Source organism: Microbacterium testaceum (assembly GCF_020781835.1).
GTDB lineage: Bacteria > Actinomycetota > Actinomycetes > Actinomycetales > Microbacteriaceae > Microbacterium > Microbacterium testaceum_H.
On sequence record NZ_JAJGNJ010000031.1, the window covers coordinates 1 to 2,014 of the forward strand.

Genomic DNA, 2,014 nt, shown 5'->3' on the forward strand with positions numbered 1-2,014 from the left:
TAGATGGACCCGGCGAGCTCGCGGGTCGCCGCGGCGCGCTGCTCGAAACCGACGACCTCGGCGTACGTCTCCGGCTCCGCCTTCTCCCATGCCGCCTCGTCGAGGACGGTCTTCGTCTTCGGGGTGAAGGTGAGGGATGCGTGGGATCCTTCCCGGCGGAGCACGTCGGTCGGGTTCTGCCCCGCGATCCACGCGTCGATCACGGGGCGGGCAGCCTTCTTCAGCGCCTCCCCCTCGGCGGCGATCGCGAGGCCACGGGCGTACTGTGCGAGCGCTTCGTCGACCTCGTCGGGGAGCCCGTTGATCGACGGTGCGCCGGCCGCCCGCCACGCGATGAAGTCGTCGGCCTGGCGGGCGAGGATCGCGATGCGGTCGTCGTCACGCTCGATCCACCGGTGGTGGATGCGGTCCTCGCCTTCGACCATCCACGCGTACAGCCACCACCGGAGGCCCGTCACCCACATGCCGAATTGGCACTGGTCGACGTGCGCGGGCGGGACGTCTACGGCGGCGGTCTTCTCGCGGCGCTTCACCTCGGCGCCGAAGTACCCGAAGATCGCGTGATGCCCGAGCCCGTCAGGGGTGGCCCGGTGCAGCGGGTGCTCCGGGTGGGCGAGGAGCGCGTTGGACCCTTCGAGTGCGGTGACGCCGTCGAGCTTCGATGCGGCGGCGATGATGACCGGCTCGAGCTCGTGGCCGCGCTTCGTGTGCTGGTTGCCGTGGAAGGTGGAGCCGTTGAGCTTGCCGTCCAGGATCGCTCGGCGCGCCTTGATGCTGCCGACGGTGATCGCGTGGATCTCCGATGCGGTGACACCCTCGGCGCGACCCTCGTGCCAGTCCTCTTCGGGGGCACCGTCGGGCACGACCACGACGAGCTGCGGGGCGCTCATCGCGCACCACCGTTCCCGCGGCACGGGCAGTGCTCGTGCCAGCAGATCATCCCGACACCGTGCGGAGAGTGGCCGCACTCGGGGCAGGTGCGCACGACGTACCCATCGGGAGCGTTCGACCGCGGCCCGTCGCCCTTCTCCTCCCGCTCGCACAGGTCACGGCGAAGCTGGTCCCGCTCATCCGCGATACGGAGGAGCAGGTCGAACTCTTCGGCCGTCAGGGTCGTGCCGAACGCGTGGCGTCCCTGCCGCGCACGCAACCTGGCGAGGGTGCGGGCGTCGCTCTCGGCGCTCACGAGCGTGCCTCTAGGTCTTCGTCGCGCACGTAGCTCTCGCCGTAGACGGTGGCGCTGCACGACTTCGGGAACCTGCAGCACGCCGGGTTGTACGCGCCGGACTCGGCTTCGGGCCACGCCTCGACACACGCGCGAAGGCGGCGCGGGTGTGCAGACTCGGCGTCGATGTACCCGTGCTCGATCTGACGGGCGCGCTCGGCGTCCATCTGCGCTGCCCACTCCTCGACGGTCGGCGCGGTGACCGTCCCGCGCGGGCGGGCTAGCACCTTCCGAGCCGCCTCCGTGAACGCTCTTTGCCAGATCGGCTCGAGGGACTCCCAGGACCACCCGATGTGCGTTGCGAATGTCTGGGCCGCTTCGCGTACGTCGTCGGTGGGCGGGGTCGGCTGTTCGATCGGGTGGGCATCAACAGGCGTGCGATTCGCCCAGTCGGCGTCCCGGAACACCGCCCACGACTCCACCGAGTCACGGCGCTCTTCACCTGTCCACTCGTCGCGGGGCGGGACGTCAAGCGCGGGCGCAAGAACCTGATGGGCAGTACCCTGCGACAGAATGTCGCTGTAGTACCCGTACTGACCTCGGTCGAGGTAGGGGTAGTACGGCTCTTCATGACCTGCCACCATCTGACAACGCACTCCCGGCGCGAACTCGAACGCGCACCGATCCTTCTCAGGCATCTCGGCGCTCACAGGGTCACCACCAGCGCGAACACCAGCTCCACCAGCACCGACACGCCGAGCACGCCGACGAGGACCACCCGCGCGCTCATCGCAGCGCTCCCACCAGGCGACCCGGCGTCACGACACAGTCGGCGAGCATCTGCGTCCC

At 69.7% G+C, this 2,014-nt stretch carries 3 protein-coding genes; all 3 read right to left on the reverse strand.

The annotated features are described in order from the left end of the window. On the reverse strand, positions 1 to 890 hold an 890-nt coding region (locus LL239_RS17430), incomplete at its 3' end, for a YqaJ viral recombinase family protein (protein ID WP_228164591.1). Continuing rightward, on the reverse strand, positions 887 to 1,186 hold the full coding sequence (locus LL239_RS17435) for a hypothetical protein (RefSeq protein ID WP_228164592.1): 300 nt from the start codon (positions 1,184 to 1,186) through the stop codon (positions 887 to 889). The genes LL239_RS17430 and LL239_RS17435, both read right to left, overlap by 4 nt. After that, a complete protein-coding gene (locus tag LL239_RS17440) occupies positions 1,183 to 1,863 on the reverse strand; it encodes a hypothetical protein (protein ID WP_228164593.1) in 681 nt (226 codons plus the stop codon). Before LL239_RS17440 ends, LL239_RS17435 begins: the two co-directional genes overlap by 4 nt. Between the last annotated feature and the right edge of the window lie 151 nt (positions 1,864 to 2,014).